Here is a 21,202-nt window from a genome sequence, read left to right as displayed (position 1 = left end):
ATGTCACTCAACATTATAGCATATATTGAGGGGACAGTCCCTCTGTGAAGTCATTCACAGAGGGACTGTCCCCCCAAATGTGTAAAAATTATGTCACACGTAATAAGAATTTAATACATTTTACACACGCCATATGATACGTTTTATGATAGAATATGATAAGAATTGCACAAAGAGAAATACAAGTGGATAATTAGTTGTGTGTAGCGAAAAATAAAAGCACACCGTTTTGTTATGCTTGTAAAATGCACATGGAGGAACTGGAATGGATAATTGGCTGAAATTCACAAACATCATCATTGCAACTGTTGTATTACTATTAGTAGGACTAGTCTTACCTAGCAATATAGCTATGATCTTATCAGTTATCTTTTTTGCCGCAGTTGCATGGTTAAAACCAAAATTATTAATCCCAATGCTATTCATCTATTTCCCATTTCGACCTTTCCTAGTCGAAATAAATGATGGCTTAAAACTAGCAGGGGATATTGGAATATTTGTATTAGTACTTAGAGTATTATTTGATGCAGTTAGAAGAAAGGACTTCAAATCAATCTTCCAATTGCAATGGTTTGAATGGGCATATCTCCTATTCAACGTAGTAGGAGCAATCGCAGCCCTAATCACAGGAGTAGAATTAGTAGCGATTGTCTTCCAATTAAGAAAGTTTCTAACGATGTACTTACTTTTCTATGGAATAAAACGACTTTCATGGGACAAAGAAGATATGTTCCGTATACTAAAGTTAATCCTAAGAGTAGCTGCAGTACTAACTGTACATGGGTTTATTGAAAAACTATCCCAAAGACAATGGCTCTTACCAACAGCATGGAAGGAACAATTCGTTTCACCAGCAAACGCAGATCGTATCTATGGTCTTCTAGGTAACCCGAATTCAATGGGACTATACATGTTCGTTGCTGTTATCGCAAGTTTGATACTATTACAAATGACAAAAAAGAAAATTTACTATGTTCCATTAGTACTATCATTCGGTACATTCCTACTAACTTTCTCTCGAGGAAGCTGGCTAGGCGCAATGATAGCTTTCGTTGCATTCTTCCTGCTAACTAGAAATTGGCAGCTACTGAAGAAGTTCGCGATTGTTGTTGTAGCTGGTTTTGTTCTGGTCTACTTACCAATGGTAGCAGGAGATAAATTAGTTTATAACTCCCTAAGTGCCGAAGATAGAGCGAACTTGGTACAAGGAGAAGGTGGAATAGGTGATCGACTTGATGTTGATTCCGAAGAATTTGATCGTACGCTAAATACCGGTCGCATGTTCTTTGTTCGAGTAGGATTTCAAATTCTACAGGACTACCCAATCATCGGAACCGGCTTCGGTACATTTGGAGATTCTGCAGCACTCGTATACTCGTCACCAATTTATGAAGATTACGGACTGAACGATATCTACTATTATATGGGTAAGGATTTCTACTCCGATAACCAATACATTCAAATTATTGTACAAACAGGTATCATCGGTACATTATTATTCGCCTTATTCCTTTTGAATATCGGGTATCGTATGTGGACTATGCGCAAAAACTATCCAGAGACAATCAACGTAGCCATTCTATTCTGGTTATTTATTGGAGTCGTTGGCATTGTTTACAATGTATGGGAAAACCAAGTCTTCCCGATGATCTTCTTCGCCCTATTAGCATGGTTAGAAACAGTTAGAAGAGGAAAGAGCGAACCACTTGTACCAAGACGTGAAAATAACTAATCAATAGTATTTATAGAAAGAAGGACCAATATAATGGAAAAAATATGTGTTATTGGACTAGGATATATCGGACTACCAACATCAATTATGTTTGCAAAACATGGCTTCCAAGTCCATGGAATGGATGTAAATGAAAAAGCAGTAGCAACTTTAGCCAAGAAACAATTGCATATTGAAGAACCAGGCTTACAAGAAGCTTTAGAAGAAGTAATGGATTCAGGAAACTTATCAGTATCAACAGAACCACAAGAAGCGGATGTCTTCATTGTTGCTGTACCATCACCAATTCGTGAAGATAAAACAGCAAACCTTGATTATGTACGCACAGCAACAGAAAGCATTGTGCCTTACATTAAAAAAGGAAACTTAGTCATATTAGAATCAACCGTACCACCTAGAACAGTAGAAGATGTAATGCTTCCTGTATTAGAAAAAACGGGACTAAAGTTAGGTGAAGAACTTTATGTATCTCACTCACCTGAACGAGTTATTCCAGGAAAAATCTTTCAAGAGTTAGTTTCAAATGACCGTATCGTTGGAGGAATTGACCCAACATCTTCTGAGCTAACAAAAAAACTATATAAATCTTTCGTGGAAGGTGAAATTCACCTAACAGATGCAACGACTGCTGAAATGGTAAAAGTTATTGAAAACACATACCGCGACGTAAACATTGCTTTTGCAAATGAAATTGCAAAAATCAGTGACCGAATTGGTATTAACGGCTGGGAAGCAATTAAACTTGCGAATTATCACCCACGTGTAAACATTCACCAACCAGGGCCTGGTGTAGGAGGTCACTGTATCGCAGTTGACCCATGGTTCCTAGCTGAGTTACAGCCAGATATTGCAAAAATCATTACACTTGCACGTCACACAAATGATGACATGCCTGCTTATACAGTAGATAAAATTAAGCAGCTGACTGAAGGAATTACTAATCCTAAAGTTGCTTTACTAGGATTATCCTTCAAAGGTAATGTAGATGATATGCGCGAAAGTCCATCCTTAACAATTATGGAACATCTTAATAAGGAAGGAATTAGCTATAAAGTATTTGATCCACATATCAAAGACGTTCGTGTACCACATCAAGTACTCTCTCTACAAGAAGTTATTGAAGAGGCAGATATTGCAGTAATTCTAACGGATCATAAAATATTTAAAGAGTACCACCCAGAAGAAGTTGGACAAGCGATGAACCGCCGAGTGGTATTCGATACGAAAAACTTACTAGACGAAATCGACTGGCGCGAAGCAGGATTCCAATTTATTCGTTTAGGAGATGCAAAGAATAGGTGAACAACATGCCAAAGAAAGAAACAATACTAGGCGTTGATGTATCGAATGAAACATACGACAGTTTAGTGAAACAATTATTTCATTATATTAATGAAGGAAAACAATCCTTTATAGTTGCGGTTAACCCGGAGAAGATTATGAAAGCCAAAGCGGATGACCATCTGAGAGAACTAATCAATTCCGCCGATTATCAAATCCCGGATGGGGTCGGAGTACTTATTGCCTCAAAGTTAAAAGGTGGAGACATTAGAGACCGAATTACCGGAATTGATTTAATGATGGAATTGGTAAAGGAAGCCGCTAACCAAGGAAAAAGTATTTTCCTTTACGGTGCAAAACCAGGTGTTGCTGATAAGGCAATGGAGGAACTGCTTAGACAATTCCCCAATTTAAAAATAGCTGGAGTCATCCATGGCTATAAAAAAGAACAAATTGAAATCATTGAAGAAATCAATAATTCCCAAGCCGACATTTTATTTGTAGCAATGGGCAGTCCAAGGCAAGAAGAATGGATCCGAGAAAATCGTTCGAAATTAAATGTGAAAGTATTACAAGGAGTGGGTGGTTCATTTGATGTTTTATCTGGTTCCATTAAACGAGCTCCTGCTGGATTTAGAAAATTTGGTTTGGAATGGTTGTATCGTCTGATTTTAGAACCATCCCGGTGGAAGAGACAACTTGCCTTGCCAAAATTTTTAATTATGGTATTAAAAAATAAGAAATAATAATCATAAGTTTCCATTTCCTTCTATATAATAGGACGGGATGGAACTATTACCAAGATTTTCAACCTATTAAACTAGGAAATTTGTATGATAACGCTTGATTCTAATAATTTAATCTAGTAAAATATAAATTGTTCCTAGCTAAAAAGTTGGTTTTCTAGAAATCTACAATAAATTGTTGAATTATTTGTAATAATTTCCTATTAACTTGTTGACAAAATTCGCTGCAATCACTATACTAAGTAGGAACCAATAGATTAGTAGGTTAATTGCTGTTTTTCTAGACTTTACATAAGTTCTTTTCTCGATACATAATAAAGTCCTAGAAAGATAGACAAAATAATAGTTTTATTTAAAAAAGGGAGGATTAAGTTTTATGAGTAATAAGAAAACTTATCGTAAATTAGCTGCATCATCAATCGCAGCAACAGCTGCAGTTGCAGCAATCGCTCCTGTTGCAATTGCAGCAGACACTAGCTTTACAGATGTAAAAGCTGGAGATTCACACTATGAAGCGATTACTAGTCTTGTTGAACAAGGAGTAATCAAAGGTTATGAAGATGGTACTTTCCAACCTGGTAAAGACCTAAGCCGTGCACATGCAGCAGTACTATTTGCTAATGCATTAGGCCTAGAAGCATTAGATGCATCAGAAGTAGAAGACTATTTCTCAGATGTTGATGCTGATCATCAATATGCTGGTTATATTGCAGCAGTTGCAAAAGCTGGCGTATTCAAAGGTAGCAACGGTGAATTCCAAATCGATAAAGAATTAACTCGTGAAGCTATGGCTTCAACTCTAGTTAATGCTTTCGATCTATCATCTACTGGTGCTGATGTAGATGTAAACTTAGATAACGTGAGTTCAACTCACAAAGCTAATGTTCAAATTCTAGCAAACTTAGGAATTACTAATCAATTAGAAGATTTCAATCCTAAAGCAACTGTAACTCGTGGACAATTTGCTAGCTTCTTGTTTAAATCACTAGAAGTAGTAGCTAATCCTGAAGTTGTAAGTGTAAGTGCGATTAACGCTAATGAAATTCTTGTTACCTTTAATAAAGAACTAAACAAAGCATCTGCTGAATCAATCGGTAACTACTCTATTGATACTGATGCATTGGCAAATGACGATAAAGTTTCACTTCGTAGTGATAAGAAATCAGTTGTTATTAAATTAGGAGCTAATGGAGCAATTACTGGTGGACTTCTAAGCAATAACACAGCTTACGAAGTTGCAGTAAATAAAGCATTAGTTTTGGCTAATGGCGACACATTAGGTTCAGCTCAATCAAAAACTATTGTTTTCAAAGATGTTAAAGCTCCAACTGTGTCTTCTGTAAAATCAGATGAAAGTGGAGATGTTACTGTAACATTTAGTGAGCGTTTAAATGAATCTGTAAAACCAGATATCGTATTAAATGAAGTAACTGTTAATGAAGCTAACGTTACACACAATGGTGACGGTACTGTAACAATTGCTGCTGCAGATCCAGCTGTTAGTTCTCTATCTAACAAAGAATCATATACTGTAGTAGTATCTGGCGCAACTGACTTAGCTGGAAATGCTATGAGTTTATATTCTTCAACGTTTACTTATTCTATCGTGAACGAAATGCCAGTAGTTACTTCAGTTAAAGCTGATGGTGAAACTACTATTGAAGTAAAATTTGATGAAGCGTTAAGTGGTAACCTTGTAGACGGCACAACAGTTAAAGTCTATAAAGGTGCATCCTTAATCTCTTCTTCTCCAGCTACATCTGATAATAAAACTTTCAGTGTTGATCTTGCTTATGGTGATGTTTATGCAGCAGGTGAAACTTCTTCAACTCTAAGAGTTGTAATTGAAGGTTACAAAGATGCTCAAAATAACGTTGGTCTTAAATATGAAAATAGTGTTACTCTTGTAAAAGATACTGTAAAACCAGTAGCTCAAAAAGCTGAATATGATTCAGATACAGAATTACTAACTGTTACATTTAGTGAAGGATTAGCTGCTGAATTAGCTGCTGATTTTGATGGTAAATTATTTGTAACTGACTCAAGTGGTGTAAGATATGATGTAACTGATGCTGCTGCAGCTGCTGGATCACCAGATACAGAATTAATTGCAGCAGTTGATGTAGCTGCAGGTGAAGATACAGTAGTATTTAATGCTTCTGAATTCACAAACGGTACTTATAATTTAACTATTGGTGCTGGCGCGTTTACGGATGAAGCAAACACTCCAAATGCTACAGTTGCACACACTATTCAGTTCGTTGTTGGTGACTCATCTGATTCAGGTGCTCCAACAGTAACATCTGTGAATGAAACTAGTAAAGGCACTTTCGAAGTTCTATTTAGTGAACCAGTTAAAGGCGGAAATGTTACTGGATCTGCGACATACTTTGCAAACTATAAAATTAATGGGGTAACTCTTCCATCTGGAACTACTATCTATTTAAATCAAGCCAAGACATTAGCAACTATTACTGTTCCTGAAGGTACAATTTCTAACTCTGGAACAAAACTAGTTACAGTCTCTGGTGTTCAAGATTTAGCTGGAAATGTGATGGATACTGATACAAGAACTGCTCCATTTACAGATAATACAAAACCTGAACTACTTTCAGCGTCAATTAATTCTTCTAACAAATTAGTAGTTCAATTCAGTGAAGCAGTAACTGGTGTAACTGCTACTGACTTAGAAGTAACAATTAACGGTGCTAAAATTGCTTCTGGGAACCTAGTAGTAGGTGTTAACCCATCTAATGCAACACAATATATTGTAACTGGTACAGGTTATAACTTCGCAACTGGTACAATTACTGTTAAAACATTAGACGATGCTACTCTACCAGTAGATGGTGCTTCAAATACATTAGTAGTAGGTACAGTAAAAACTGCAACTCGCTAATAATTGATTTGTAAAAAACAGAGAGTTAAATACTCTCTGTTTTTTTGTGCATATTTTGACTGATTTGTATCGGGAATTTGGCAATTCTATCAAAAAGTGACAATCTAAACTGGTTATTAAAAGAAAGACTTCTAATCTAAGAGAGATCTTTTACATGTAATGAAATAAATTACATAATGTTCAGTAGAAAAAAGGCTACAGAAGTCTTGTTTCATTTATTATTGATTATTACTTTCTATGGTGCATGGTATATAATAAACTTTAAAAAATCTGTCATTCATTATCTTCAGCTGTTAAACCTTTATATAATCTTAATTTTATAAAAAATTTAAGATTAGAATTCTAGATATATCTTTAATTGAATTTATAAATAGAATAAATTAACCATGTTTAAACACTAACTTATGCTAATTAGTGTTTATTCTAATCCTTAATAACTGTGCTACTTGCACTTGTATATAAAGCAATTGAGATAGATTGTTTGGTAGTAAAAGGGAAAGTAGTACCAGTGACTTTTAATTAGGCTAGTCAACTTATTTTTGGAAACACCTTTCGTAACCGCGATTCTATATAAGGTTTACCATAAAAAAACTCTATTATATCTATGTATTTTGCTTCAACATGTTAATATACCTTTTAAGCTAATAGACTAGCATAGGGAAACAAACCTAACTTTAAACATTATCATATACCATATTTTATATTTATGAACATTCGCTATATATCAAACCTTGATCCCTCATTGACTAAACTCTAAGTTAGAAGTAATAATTAAACTTTTCTGCTCATACCACTCCGCGATTAATTGAAATAGTAATCCATATCCTTCCTTACTAAACGGCAAGTAACCCATCTCATCTAAAATGATTAAATCAACCTTCTCCAATCTCCTCCTAAAAGCTGGTAGTTTGTTTTCTATTAATGCATGCTCTAGTTGTTCTACTAGAAGTGAAACCCTAAGAAATCTGACTTCGTATCCCAGTTCACATGCTTTTCTACCTAATCCAGTTGCTAAATGACTTTTTCCTGTTCCTGGCGATCCCACTAGAACGACATTTTGTTTCCTCTTTCAATAAACTGAAGACTAATTAGCTCCTCTTTATCTAATTGTGCTGGAAATCTAATTTGCTCATGCCATTCGTAATTACTTAGATTCTTAGAATCTAAGAATTTTGCATTTTTAATCAACCGTTGTATTTAGCTTTTTCTTTTAAACGAAATTCTTCAGTGAATAATGCCTCTAAAAATTGTGTTGGCGAGTCAAATTGTATCTCTTCGTAAATATCTGCCACGTATGCAAGTCTAAACGATTTGCACATGAAACGGATTTGATCCCTCATTTTACAATCCTCCTATCTTCAGAGGGGGTTAGGGAATCATAAAGTGATCAATTAACCCCATAGGGGTTGCCATTTTCTCCTGATATTAAATCATAGAATTCTTCATTAATTCTCTTCATGTCATGTGTAACCAAAAGGCTTACTAATTCTTTTAATCTCTCTTTTCTAAGCGTTAAATCGTCCACTAATAAATAATCTTGTACTCTACCTGGTAAATACTTATTTATACCTAGAGTAAGGAACCACTCTAGGCTTCCTTATCCAATCCTTTAGCACAGTCGTCCATGGAATTGCTCTACTTTTATTCATATAAGGTCTATAGTCTTCACTGAGAATGCCTCTATAAGTAGATACAGCTTTATACCTGTCCCATGTTAAAATCAAATGAATGACCGGATAGTTTGCAGCTCTTGGTATATGTATAACCGAGTTATCTAATTTTAGCTTCATTATATTTATTTACCTTTACGTCAGTATCTTTAAATACTGGATAGTCTTGTGAAGGTAAGTCTAATAAATATTTAGTTTCTTTAATCCAAAGATTTTCAATTAACTCATCTTTTTCATAGTGTAGCCTTTCTCTATCCTTCGTTAACTGAACACGAAGTGTTTCTGACAATTCCTCAAAGCTATTCATTATTGGTGACGTACTAAAGAAATTATACCGAACATAACCAACTTTATTTTCTACGTTACCTTTTTCTGTCCACTTCTCGGGTTACACACCTGAACCTCAAATCCAAAATGAATACTTTCTACAAGGATTTTTTAATGTAACTTCTTTCAATGTTACTTCTTTCAAATACAAATAGATTAAACAATTTGAAAAATATGTCGAAATATAATAATGAGTTAAATAATAAAGGATGAAGGAGGAACTCATGATTAGTAATAAAAGTCATACTAACAAAAAGATACTATCCATTGTTTCAATCATTGCAATTATCCTGTCACTGTACACACCAATAGTAGCAGCAAAAACTTCATCAACTATATTTTCTGACATATCAGTTGATGATCAAGGCTATAGTGAGGTCCTGTCACTTGTTGAACGAGAAATTATTAACGGGTATGGAGATGGAACCTTTAAACCATGGGGAAATATCTCGCGACAACATGTTGCCGTGATGCTAACAAAAGCTCTTAATCTACCAATTCCAGAAAATCTTTCTGAAATACTTTCGGTCTATCATGATGTAGATGAAAATCATCTATATGCATCACAGATAGCAGCAGTTACAAAGGCTGATATCTTTCAAGGAAGTAATGGTAGCTTTGGTCCTGAAAAAATGATTAACAGGGAGCAAGTAGCAACCGTCTTAGTTAAGTCGTTTCAATTACAGGATAATAATCTTGAAGTTGAATTAATTGATTTACAGGATATCGACATTTCTCATCGTAATAATGTAAATATATTAGCTCAACATCAAGTTACTGTAGGGAAAGTTGACGAAGAAGGTAATCGTTACTTTGATGGTGGAGATACCATAAAACGAGTACAGTTTGCTATTTTCCTAGATAAAATACTGAAATTAACACAAATCCCTTCCGTCGAGTCGCCTTCAAATGGGGGGCAAACATCAGAATTTCAACTTAAGGATAATGGAGCAACAGCAGTTGTTTCTTCTGATCAAGGATTTACACAGGCATTACAGCAAAACACGATAACAAAAATAGAACTAACTTCAGGGTTCACAGCATCCAATAATAACCCTGTAAATATACCAATTGTAGTTCCTTCTTCCGTTCAAGGACAAAGCTTTGATTTTAATGGGACTACTTTATCCAGTTTAGAAGTTAATGGAGATAATATCACCATTAAAAATGCTACAGTGTCCACATTGCTTATTGGCAGTGAAGTGGAAAATATTACTTTAGAAAATGTCAAAGATGCAAGTGGCTCTGAACACACATTTGCAGGTGGTGGAGCAAATTCGATTCACTTAAGTGGTGATACAGTATTCGTAGGAGATATTAAGATTACAAGTGGTACCGACCTACGAATTACATCCGACAACCCAGAGTCCAAAATAGAAGGAACAATTTGGATTGAATCAGAAGCAAATACAAAAATTGATGCACCAGTTTCAACAGTCGTAATTGATTCTTATAACCACCAGGTTACAATTAATGATGTAGTGGATGAGTTGGTTATACGTAGTAGTGCGACATTAGTTCTAGGTGAAAATGCTACTATTACTAATCCTACAAAACGTGTAGACGTTGAAATTGAAGCAACATATGCCAATGGCTCACTAGTTGTATTTGAGACAGTATTAGACAAGCATCAATTAAACCGAATCTTAACAGAGGCTAGATTTTATCTTGAAAGTGCAGTCCCAGGAAGTGCTGATGGACAATACAATCAAAGCGATATAGATAACCTTGAAGCATCTATCAATAGTGCAGAGTTGGTTCTTGATAACATAGTAGATGTTACGATAGAAAACCAACAAACTATAGACAGTGAAGCTGAAGTCCTACAAGCTGCAGTTGGTACCTTTAAGACGAAAAAAGTAGTAGTAGACCTTACTCAACTTCAATATGCATATTCAAAGGCAGGTCGGATTATTAATCAGAATCCACAGAGTGATTTCCCAGGGGATACCTATAGCCAATTTACTATACTGATTGAAGAAGCAAGTCAGCTATTATACGCGGAAGACGGAGTAACTCAAGTTGCTATCGATAGTGTTGTTCAAGAAATTGAAACTGTCATAAGTGAGTTGCCAAGCGAAATGACTACTGGTTCATCAATCACCTACTTCATTGAAAGTGATGATTTTGCGGAAGAATCTGCTTATGTACAGATTCAGGACTCCGCATATTCAGAGAAAAAAATTAGTAGAACATTAGTAGAAAACGGTATGTGGATAGAGATTACTGACCTTTATATAGCAAATATTTCACCAGATGTATTTGTATCAATTGAGACAAATGGTTATGTACTTTTTGATAAACTGACTAAAGCGGAGGCTGCGGAAGGCTACTTTAAAGTTATAAAGGTAGATGAAACATACAGGCCATTTCAAGTATCTATTCCAGGGGCAACGCTAGAGGCAGATGATCTAATGCCGATTCGAATCTATAAGAAAGATGTATCGGGAGCAATTTACGACGTAATGCTATCAAAGGATACACGTGTTCCATATGGGACTTATAATGTGAATGTTCAATTCGATAGACCCGAAATGTCCTATAATCTTTTCAAGGAAAGTGTGACAATTTCTGAAACAAATAACGCTGTAGAATTTAACGATTCAGATATTGTAAATATCAACGTAGAACTTGACCAGTACACCCCGGTTAATTATGAGTTTTATTATGTTACTCCATACAAAGGTACAGAAGAGGATTATTCTGGAGCAGCGGGCAGCGGATTAGAGAATATACTAATCTCTAAAGGAAACTATCGCAAGATAAATTTAACCTATCAACTGAATAATAATAATATTAATTTTTGGGAAATACAATTTTCTACAGGTCCAATGGACATTCAAGAACCAACAACTATTACAACAAACGATAGATTATTAATTGTTGGAAATTGGATGGGCACTGATAATTCTGTCAACGCAACAGTATCTTTAGATAACTATCTTGGACTATATATTAAAAATAGTTTGGGCCATAAGGTCACGAGCTTTAATACATTGAAAGAGTATTATAATTTGAAAATGCCTGATAAACGTGTTCCTGGTACGATAACCGTTGAACAAGGCGGTGTAAAGTATACCAAAGAATTGAACGGATTAAGCCTATATAATGTAACAATTAATGATATAGTTAGTGAAACACCAATCACCGGAGAAGCAGAATTAATTATTTCATTTGAGAATTCACCAATCCCAATTCAACCAATCTCTTATACCATAGAGATTCAATAGGTAGTAAATGTTTGGCCTTGTAAAGATAAAACTTTACAGGGTTTTTCTTTGATACACAGAGGAGAGGCGGTGCCCAATATTACCAGAACTATTTTAATAAAGCTATGAAAACACATGACAAAATACCCATTATTAGCCAATAGATACCATGACTTTATAACCATTTTCCATAATAATCTAAAATAATTGGAAAATTTTGTTGAATAGCGCCGATTACATAGGTTAATATGACTATTATAACTATCTATCAAATAGTACAAATAAACCAAAAAATATATAGAAAAAGGCAAACCTGTTGAAAAATAGGGACGCAAAGTCACGGGTCTAAAGCATGAGTATCATGTAAGACGGCTGGACTGCCATATATAGAGATAATCCTCTTTTTCATGGTGTCTTTTTCGTGATAAAGGAGGATTTTGTTTTTTTTAGCAGATAGGAAAGTATAAAAATCTTTCCAGCCTGCCTGCATAAGAAAAACTAACACATTCGCTAAAGGACGAGCGAATGCGAGTTTTTCTAATAATAGGGATTACTGAAAGCTCTAAACAGGAGGATAAAATGTCAAAGAGCAAGAGAAAAATTGCAATAAAAGCATTAAATGTATTGTTTATCTTTACATTAATATTTTCTTTATTTGCTTCTCCACTTCAAGTTCTTGCAGCGGAGAGTAGAAGTAACACAACGGACTTTTCATCTATTTTAGATTATTTACCTCAATTTAATCAGCAAAGTCCGTACTTACCACAACCAGCTCAGACTACACAACCAGGTCTTCCAACTACAGATTTGACGCAAATGGCTCCTGGTTCCCAGGTAGACTCTAGTGTATCTAGTCAGCATGGACCATCGTCCCCAATCGATACATTAGATGATCTAATAAACCCAACAACAGGATATTTAACAATCGAAGAAAATGATATGTTCCTACCAGGGATAGGCAACGATTTTCAACTAAAGCGTAGTTACTCGAGTGATAACACAGAAACAGGTGTATTTGGTAAAGGATGGGATTATAATCTACATTCTAATTTGCAAATGTTTGCTGAGTTTGCAATTGCCGAATACCGTGCCGATGGGACAGTCCTAAACTATGAGTTTATAAAGGATGATCCAGATGGATTCGTGATTCGTTATGATGGCGATGACATGACCAACTATGAACTACATGAAGGTCACTATGAACCAGCTGTCAATCAAGACCGATTAGAACGAATCAGTGATGATGATTATACTAAGACAGGAAATTATGATTATGTAGTAACGACACCTTTAGGTACTAAAATTACGTATCATGGATATTTTGCGCCTTGGCGGGAAGAGCAAGATGCGAAGGCTGGTAAGATGATTGAGCGTCAAGACCGTTTTGGGAACAAGACTACATACGATTATAATGCTAACGGTAAACTGACTGATATCTATGATACTAGCAATCGACATATACGAATTGCCTGGGATGGAGATCTCATTTCTAAAGTTATCGATCCACTAGGACAAGCCACTACATATAGTTATGACAATCAGGATCGTTTAACTACGGTTACTAAGCCAGACGGGCGAACCATTTCTTATACGTATGATAGTAGCAATCGTATTACATCTATTAGTAATGGCGAAGAAACCACATATTATGACTATGACAGCAATGATCGTGTAGACACGATTAAAAACAACAAGCAAGAAACGGTATTTTCCTATATTTATGAAGTAAATGGTGACAATGAAGTTACTGAAATCATAAAAACTAATGCCCTTAAAAAGAAATGGCATTATGAAATTAAGGATGGGAAAATAACCAAGCAAGTAGACCCACTCAATCATAGCGTAACGTTCCAGTATGACGACGAAGGAAATCTTTTGTCGCACACTTCCACAGCTGGAAAAACGTCCTATCAATACAAAGATGGGAAAAAGATGAAGGAAACTTACCCGAATGGCTTAGTGGTGGATTATCAATACCACGATAAATGGGAGCTTCCAACTAGTATTGTGTACTCTGATGGCCGTAAACAGACCTTTCAATATGATAGTAAAGGGAATGTTATTTCCAAGACTGATAACGGGGTAACTGCTGAATTCCGCTATAATTCACGTGGTCAAATGACGAAGGTAATTGATGAAAATAAGGAAGAGCTAGATTTTCAATATGATGCCTTTGGAAACATTGACAAGGTTATCAATGCTCTCGATGAGGTTACCGATTATGACTTAAATGCACTTGGTCATGTAACTGCTATCCAATACCCTGGCCAAACAAAAGAAGTTTTTCAAAATGACGAAACGGGCCGTTTATTGAAAAAGACCAAGGGAGAGCAAGTCTACCAATATCAATATGATAATGCAGGTAGACTAGAAACGATTATCGATCCACTTGATAGTAAATTCTTATATAGCTATGACGAACTTGGTCAATTGGAAACGTACACGGATGCACTAGAAAGAGTGTATACGTACGAATATAATAAAGCAGGTCAGAATGTAGGTCTTATTAATCCCCTTGGGGAAAAGACCACTCTATCTGTAGATGACTTAGGGAGAACCGTTCAAACTAGTAATACGAATGGGAAAACAAAATATGAATATGGGCCCTATGGAATTGAGGCTATCACGGATGCTAATGGGAAGTTGGATTATGAATACACACCTAAAGGATTACTCGATTATATAGAAGACCCATTAGGTAGAAAAACCGATTACACCTATGATAAATATAATCGTGTGAAGTCCATAACGGATCCGTATAAACGTGTCACTTCATATACGTATGACAATCATGGTCGTCTAAAAACGGAGAAGTTACCAACTGGACAATCAATCACGTATAACTATAATCAGTTAGGTTTAATCAAAGAGAAAGTATACAATGATGGAACAAAAGAGGTATTTTCTTATGACTCCTTAAAACGTTTAACGGATAAGGAGCAACGAAATGGAACGAACCAAGTCTTTTCATATGTCAATGAGCAGCTCGCTCTTATTCAAAATCCATTAGAACAGCAGATGGGTTATGATTATGATGATTTTGGTCGTGTTGAAACACAAACAGATCCAGCAGGTGGAATCTACCGATATACCTATAATGCAAATTCTTGGGTTGAAACGGTAACCAATCCGTTAGAGGAAACCATTGAATATGGGTATGACAAAGCGGGACGCCTAACGGAAATGAAGGATCCAAAAGGAAATACGGTAACATTTAAGTATGATAAACTAGATCGCTTAGTAGAACAAAAGGATGCAATAGGTCGTATTCACCAATGGTCATATAACAATAAGGAACGAAAAACGATTTACACGCAGCCTAATGGCGCAAAAGTTACGTACAACTATAATGAACGAAATCAGCCGATTTCAATTGTAGATCCAGAGGGAAACGAAACTATCTTAGAATATGATAAGGCGGGTCGTCTGGAGAAAAGAATTGATCCATTAGGACAAGAAGAGACGTTTGAATATAATGCTCTAGATCAAATCGTTAAGCAAGTCCGTGCTGATGGGGAATTAATCGAATATACGTATGATAAGTTTGGCCGTTTAGAAGAAAGTATTAATCCACTAGGTCAAAAAACTACCTATACGTATGATGATGCTGGAAATATAGAGACAATCACTGATTTACATGGTACTCAAACACTATCCTATGATAAGCTAGGAAACGTTTTATCCATGGAAGATGAACTAGGGAATGTCACGACGTTTGAGTATGATGACTTAGGTCGACTCGTTACTTCCATAGATCCCATGAAGAATAAATGGCGCTATGAGTATCATCCACTTGGTGGTGTTGAGAAAGTGATTGCTCCAAATGGCGCAGTGTGGGAGTCCATTTTTGATGAACTAGGTCGAGTCATCGGTGAAATTGACCCTAGAGGTAGTAAAACTAGCTACGAGTATAATGAGTTAGGTCAGCTAACATCAGTTACTGATGCTTTAGGGAATAAAGAAGAACTAACGTATAATGCTGCAGGTGAACTATTAACCTATGAGGATGCGCTTGGACATCAAACAGTCTATGAATATAATAAACTCGGACAAGCTACCAAGATTATCGATCCTCTTTTAGGAGAAACAGTCTATGAGTATAATACATTAGGCCAATTAGTCCGAGAGGTTACCGCAGAAGGTCAAGAGACTAGCTATGACTATGATGCCTTAGGTCGTGTTACGTCAATGGTAGACCCAATGAAGCAAGAGTCATCCTACCAATATAACGCCCTTAACCAGCTAGTGAAACAAATTGATCCATTGAAGAACGAGACAACCTATCAGTACGATGAGCTAGGTAGACTTCTATCTACGACAAATCGATTGGATCAAACTACTTCCTATGAGTATTTAGATAAAGAAAACCGTGTGAAGGAAGTAAATGCTGAGGGTGAGGAGACAGTATACCAGTATAATGCCCTAGACCAATTAATCGAGGTTGTGAATCCAAAGGGGTATTCTACTTCTTATGAGTATGATGCATTAGGTAATGTGACGAAAGTTATCGATGCATTAAATCAGAAAGTAGAGTACAACTATGATGAGGTAGGAAATATAGAGAAATACATTGATAAGCGTGGCGAAGTCTATGAGTATCAATATGATTTATCAGGTAATTTATTACTAGAAACAAATCCATTAAACGAACAAACAGAATATACGTATGATGAGCTTAACAGACTATCAAATGTAGTGTATCCATCTGGTGGGACAGAATCCTATCAATACGATGCAACTAGTAATCTAGTAAACTATGTAGATCCAGAGGGAGCAGCCTGGTCTTATCAATATGATGCATTAGGACGGACGATAGCTGAGATTAATCCACTACAGGCACGTACGCAATATACGTATGATTCTGTGGGGAATATAATTGAGGAAATTAATGCCCTCGGACATAAGACAGCCTATGATTATAATGCATTAAATCAAATGACCAAAATGACGGATGCAGAAGGGTTTACTTGGGAGTATGACTATAATGAGCTTGGCTATTTAACAACCGTTAAGAATCCATTAGGCCATACGTACAGCTATGAATATGATGCGGAAGGAAATCTATTAAGTGAAACGAATCCAAATCATAATAAAACGAGCTACACGTACGATGATGTTGGTCGAATCGTTAAAGAAACCGACCCAGCTGGTTACAGCACAGAATGGAAGTATGACAATCTTGGTAATGTAACGGAAGTAATCAATGCTTTAGGTGAATCTACTTCTTATACGTATGACAAGCTTAATAGAGTTACAGAGGTTGAAACACCAAAAGGATCTGTATACTCATACGATTATGACGAGATGAATAATGTGACTGAGATTACAGATCCACTTGGTAGCGAAACTTCGTACCAATACGATCCATTAAGTCGCCTAAAGCAAGTGAAAGATGCTCTCGGTGGCCTAACGACTTATGACTATAATGCGCAAGGGTTAGTCAGCACGATTCACGATGCTAATGGGAATTCTACCTCATTTGGCTATAACTTATTAGGTCAGTTAACCAGTGAAACGAATGCATTAGGTTATCAAACAACCTATCAATATAATGCTGCTGGTCATATGACGCAGGTTAACCAACCAAATGGGATGACCGTTGATTATAGTTACAATGCGATTGGTTTAACAACGTCAATTAACTCGAATGGTGAGACCTATGAATATGGATATGATTCTCTTGGACAAATAAAGTCGATGACATCTCCTTTTTCAACCGATCAATACAGCTATGACGGAGTAGGTCAATTAATTAGCCAGTATAACGTTGGACTTGAGAAGGCAATTAATTACGTATATGATCCAGCTGGAAATCTTCTCGAACAAACCAATAGCGAAGATAGGACAACAAGTTATACGTATGATGAACGAAACCTACTGACAGGTGTCCAAGATCCAGATGAAAACATTTCAACATTCTCTTATGATGCACTTGGCCGGGAAGTAGAACGCAGCTTAGCAAACGGAAACAGTATTACACGTTCTTTTGATGAAGATGGAAATTTACTTAATATCACTAATTACGGAAACAACGATATTCTTTCATCCTTTACGTATCAGTATGATAAAGCTGGTAACCGAGTGAAGCAAATCGAGGAAGATGGTGCGGTATCTAATTACACCTATGATGACTTAAACCGATTAACAGAAGTGACCTATCCTAAGGAAAAGATTTTAGATTTGAAGAATGAACCAGATACACCACAGGAAGGTCGTACGGAAGGTAACGCAGATTCAGATAAGGAACCGAATGAGGAAAGCAAAGAAGAAGACCTGACTGTTGAAGCATCCAATGTTGAATTGTATACCATTGATATGAATGCAGCCAACAGCGAGAACAATGGAAGCGGTAATACTGGAAAAGGCCAAGGAAACAATGGAAACACAGATGCAAGCGAAGAAATTGTAGCTGAAGAAGAGGCAACTTCCGGTTCTAACGGAAATAGTTCTAATAATGGCAACAAAGGTAATGGAAATAACCAGAACCAAGATGAAACAGCGGATACAGAGGTTGACAGTGGTCAGGATGAACCAGTTGTTGATGATAGCCAAGGAAACAGCGGAAAGGGTAATAGCGATTCCAATGGCCAAGGTAAAGGCAATAATAACAACAATGGTAATGAATCCGGAAGTGAGAATGAAAACGATAATCCAGCCGGTAATAACGGAAATCAAGGCAACAATGGCAAAGGAAAACCTAATGAAGCTGGAAATGGCAATAACGGCAAAGGTAATAACAACGGTAATGGAAAAGGGAATGGGAATGGCCAAGGAAATAATAAAGCCTGTCCTCCAGGTCGTATAACCAGTGACTTAACGCCAGAAGAAGTAATCGAGCAACTTGAAATTATTAAGCCGATAAACGAACAACCAGATTACCTAGTAGATCCTTATAACAAAGTAGGCTATACCTATGATGCAGTTGGTAACCGTCTAAGTATGACAACTGATGAAGGTACAACCCTTTATCAATATAATGCGATTAATCAGCTCCTACAAGCTGGTGACTTATCATATGTTTATGATGAAAATGGTAATGTCATTTCGAGAACAACAGATGAAGGAACTGCTTATTACAACTATGATGGTCAAAACCGTCTTTCTAACATTGAATTTGAAGATGGTAGCTATGCTAGCTATTCTTATGATGGACTAGGAAGAAAAGTTTATCGTGAGGAGATGTCTTGGAAGGATTACGATGGACAAGAAAAAGGCAACAAAGGTAATAAAGGCAACAACGGTAACGCATACGGCAAAAATAAAGAAGACAATAAAGGTCAGCAGAAAAAAGAAGAAAATGTTTCTAATGGAAAAGGCAAAGGAAATGGTAATGGTCAACAGTTCGCAGATTGTTCGCCAAGTGATTCCAATCCAGGTAATGGAAAGGGCAAAGGCCAAAACAATGGAAATGGACCATTAAACAATCCTGGTAAGGGTAATAAGTTCGGACTCTACAAAAAGTGGGGTGAAAATGAAGAACTGAAAGGTAAGATGGATGTAACAGAAACAGCTTACCTATATCAAGGTTTTTCAAATAACATCCATAAGGAGTACAGTGTATCAGGATCACCTTATGCAGAGTACTATATGGGTGCCAACAACCAGCTTGTTTCTCGTAAGATGTTTGGAAATCATGGACTAAGCAATCCATCCCATGATCCAGATCTGAAGACTACAGGTGGCATGTTATACTACCAATATGATGGCTTGAATACGGTAAGTGCCGTAACCGATCGCCATGGAGATATCATTGAGAACTATCGTTATGATGTGTTCGGTGGAATCCAAACAGGTATAACAGCACCATATAACCACTTTAGTTATACAAGTCAACGCTATGATGATAAAGCTGGACTTGTTGATATGAATGCTCGCTGGTATGATCCAACGGTAGGACGTTTCCTAACACAAGATACGTATCGCGGCGATATGATGAATCCATTAACATTGAACCGTTATTCTTATGTGTTAAATAATCCGATTAATATGTGGGATCCGACGGGGAATGTGGCGGAGCATATTGGTAATGGTGGAGGTTCAGGAATAGGTAATTCCAGTCTCCCAGATTGGGTTGGAAATGACAGCCATTATGAGTATAGCAATCGTCAAGATGAATTGAATTTTAACTTTGAAGCGTGGTATCTTCAGGCTTCTGATGATTATGAGTTAGAACCAATGATCTTCTTATATAGCGAGGTCTCTAGTGATAACAAAGAAACTTATAAATATTATAAGCAACTAAGAAAGAGTACCTGGTTGTATAACTATTTCCAAGGTAAAATGGATGATGGAGCACTCATGATTAAAAATTCAGGAGTGGAGTTCTACTCAGAAACCTATTGGGGGTACTACACAGATATTATTTCCGCTTTTGAAACATTTGCTATGAAGCAAGGAATATTAAAAGACCTGTATGGTGAACTCCCAGAACCAGAGCTTACAGGTAAAAATGCTGTAGATAGTTATTCAGCATTTATTCCGGTAACGTTGGAAGAGATGACTGGTGAAACAAGAATATCCAAACAACATATCAGCACCCAGAGAATACTACTAGATAAACTTGATGAATTCTTAGCATTTGAAGTTCACTATTACGCAGGATATACTGATTATGCCAATGATATCAGTTCTTCTGACCGTAAAGTATTAACTAATGTTAGAGATACATTGGATAGACAGGTCTCAGCAGATAAATATTTTAAAGACTTAGAAGATATGACAATCGATGAAAAGCTCAATGTACTTACCTATGGAAGTCCAGAGGATGCTACAAAAGTGTTATCATCTATCTGGATAGAAGTTATCAATCCAACAAGTAGAATTGGCTTGAATAATGTTGATGATATTCTAAGATTTGGTAAGATTGGTTCTGGTAAAGGCATAATTGGGAAGTTAGATAACCTTACCCCTAGGGATAAACAATTAATTGAGGGTGTAATTAGTAAGTTTAAATATATACCTAATATAATCCCAAATAAGGGGTTTGACAATTTCCCTAAATTGAAAAACTATTTAGGAAGTCCAGGAGAAGGAAAAGCATGGCATCATATTGTAGAACAGTCTCAAGTTGGAAAGAGAGCTAATTTCCCAGCAAATCAAGTAAATAATGTAAATAACGTTATTTCAATACCACATGGAAGTGGTTCAATTCACTCAAAAATCTCAGCTCACTATTCATCAAAATTTGACTTTACTGAGGGTTTAACTGTTCGTGATTGGCTTGGGACTCAATCATTTGAGGATCAATTTAAATACGGAAAAGAGCTTCTTGAACAATTTGGTACTGTGACTGCAACGAATAAGGGATGGATATTTAAAGAATTTTAATAAAGGAGGAA

9 protein-coding genes and 1 riboswitch are annotated in these 21,202 nt (G+C 36.2%); of the genes, 6 read left to right on the top strand and 3 right to left on the bottom strand.

The window, feature by feature from the left end; all coding sequences use genetic code 11:
* The first annotated feature begins 265 nt into the window (after positions 1-265).
* The 4 genes from TE34_RS10050 to TE34_RS10035 all read left to right on the top strand — a co-directional run bounded on the left by TE34_RS10050 (position 266) and on the right by TE34_RS10035 (position 6,658).
* Positions 266-1,732: an O-antigen ligase family protein gene (locus tag TE34_RS10050; RefSeq protein ID WP_053075052.1), complete on the top strand. Its 1,467-nt coding sequence runs from the start codon at positions 266-268 to the stop codon at positions 1,730-1,732.
* Between the two features lie 30 nt (positions 1,733-1,762).
* The gene (locus tag TE34_RS10045; protein ID WP_047984689.1) at positions 1,763-3,034 is read left to right on the top strand and encodes a nucleotide sugar dehydrogenase; all 1,272 of its coding nucleotides are present in this window, start codon (positions 1,763-1,765) and stop codon (positions 3,032-3,034) included.
* A gap of 5 nt (positions 3,035-3,039) precedes the next feature.
* Positions 3,040-3,759, top strand: coding sequence for a WecB/TagA/CpsF family glycosyltransferase (locus TE34_RS10040; RefSeq protein WP_047984688.1), 720 nt, complete (start codon positions 3,040-3,042; stop codon positions 3,757-3,759).
* A gap of 376 nt (positions 3,760-4,135) precedes the next feature.
* Positions 4,136-6,658, top strand: a complete 2,523-nt coding sequence (locus tag TE34_RS10035; protein ID WP_047984687.1) for an S-layer homology domain-containing protein — start codon at positions 4,136-4,138, stop codon at positions 6,656-6,658.
* Between the two features lie 739 nt (positions 6,659-7,397).
* On the opposite strand, the gene TE34_RS21460 is transcribed toward TE34_RS10035, so the two are convergent.
* The 3 genes from TE34_RS21460 to TE34_RS21320 form a co-directional block, all read right to left on the bottom strand.
* The gene (locus tag TE34_RS21460) at positions 7,398-7,703 is read right to left on the bottom strand and encodes an ATP-binding protein (RefSeq protein ID WP_053075051.1); all 306 of its coding nucleotides are present in this window, start codon (positions 7,701-7,703) and stop codon (positions 7,398-7,400) included.
* Between the two features lie 139 nt (positions 7,704-7,842).
* On the bottom strand, positions 7,843-7,998 hold the full coding sequence (locus TE34_RS21455) for a hypothetical protein (protein ID WP_236687144.1): 156 nt from the start codon (positions 7,996-7,998) through the stop codon (positions 7,843-7,845).
* 430 nt (positions 7,999-8,428) lie between these two features.
* Complete coding sequence (locus TE34_RS21320; RefSeq protein ID WP_053075049.1) at positions 8,429-8,635, bottom strand: hypothetical protein; 207 nt, start codon at positions 8,633-8,635, stop codon at positions 8,429-8,431.
* 244 nt (positions 8,636-8,879) lie between these two features.
* On the opposite strand from TE34_RS21320, the gene TE34_RS10020 reads away from it, so the two are divergent.
* Positions 8,880-11,885, top strand: a complete 3,006-nt coding sequence (locus TE34_RS10020) for an S-layer homology domain-containing protein (RefSeq protein ID WP_047984686.1) — start codon at positions 8,880-8,882, stop codon at positions 11,883-11,885.
* Between the two features lie 275 nt (positions 11,886-12,160).
* A riboswitch (cyclic di-GMP riboswitch) is annotated at positions 12,161-12,249 on the top strand.
* Positions 12,250-12,443: 194 nt separating this feature from the next.
* Positions 12,444-21,191, top strand: a complete 8,748-nt coding sequence (locus TE34_RS21040) for an RHS repeat-associated core domain-containing protein (protein WP_047984685.1) — start codon at positions 12,444-12,446, stop codon at positions 21,189-21,191.
* Positions 21,192-21,202: the final 11 nt, after the last annotated feature.

Origin of the sequence: Ornithinibacillus californiensis (genome assembly GCF_001038485.1) — a bacterium.
Taxonomy (GTDB): Bacteria; Bacillota; Bacilli; order Bacillales; family Amphibacillaceae; genus Ornithinibacillus; species Ornithinibacillus californiensis.
The sequence above is the reverse complement of the archived record's forward strand: the minus strand, read 5'-3'. Positions and strand labels throughout refer to the sequence as shown.